Annotated in this window: 1 protein-coding gene and 1 pseudogene; both read left to right on the top strand. The window is 29.2% G+C overall.

All coding sequences use genetic code 11. The features are described from left to right. The first annotated feature begins 4 nt into the window (after positions 1–4). Positions 5–525: pseudogene (locus MSI_RS15115) on the top strand (LicD family protein). Next, a complete protein-coding gene (locus tag MSI_RS14435) occupies positions 522–674 on the top strand; it encodes a glycosyltransferase (RefSeq protein ID WP_007590589.1) in 153 nt (50 codons plus the stop codon). The pseudogene MSI_RS15115 and the gene MSI_RS14435 overlap by 4 nt, the downstream one beginning before the upstream one ends. Positions 675–754: the final 80 nt, after the last annotated feature.

Below are 754 nucleotides of genomic sequence, written 5' to 3'. Positions count from 1 at the left end.
TAAGATTGTTGATACATCTACAATATTAATAGAGTCATACGAAAGGAAAATATGTGAGCTTGGAGTAAATATCGATTTATTTGTAATCGATGGACTTCCAAATGATTCAGAAAAGCGGAATCAATATTGGAAAAAAATGTTAAAACTTCGTAATCTTGCTACATGTCTTTACCAGAAAGAACATCGAAACGAACATGGCATAAAAAAAATATACGAAAGGTTCTTTTTTATATCTTTAAACTACTTCCTGGAAATTTTTTCCCAAAGAGGTTTGATAGAATTGCAAAACAAAATGACTTTGAAAGCAGTAATATAATTGCCAATTCAATATTTGGTTATGGCAGAAAAGAAGAAATGCCAGGTAATTTGTTTGATGAATTTGTTGATGTTGATTTTGAAGGAAGAAAATATAAATCAGTAAAAGATTATCATACTTATCTTTCAAATATTTTTGGTGATTATATGCAGCTTCCTCCAAAAGAAATGCAGGTTGCTAAACACGATTTTGAGGCATATTACAAATGATTTCCGTTGCAATGGCAACCTATAACGGTGAAAAACACTTAAATGAGCAAATTGATTCGATTCTTAACCAAACCTTGAAAGTTGATGAGATTGTAATTACTGATGACAATTCTTCTGACAAAACTGTAGATATATTAGACAAAATATGACAAAAGAAAATTCGCAGATAAATTTTTGTAAATGAGGAACGCTTAGGTTTAAAAAAATTTTGAAAAAGCTATTTCATTAT

The organism is Treponema sp. JC4 (assembly GCF_000260795.1).
Lineage (GTDB): Bacteria > Spirochaetota > Spirochaetia > Treponematales > Treponemataceae > Treponema_D.
The sequence above is the reverse complement of the archived record's forward strand: the minus strand, read 5'-3'. Positions and strand labels throughout refer to the sequence as shown.

Bases quoted from the DNA above. Each gene is read 5' to 3' on its own strand.
- MSI_RS14435 (WP_007590589.1), top strand. From the start codon at position 522: ATGATTTCCGTTGCAATGGCAACCTATAACGGTGAAAAACACTTAAAT.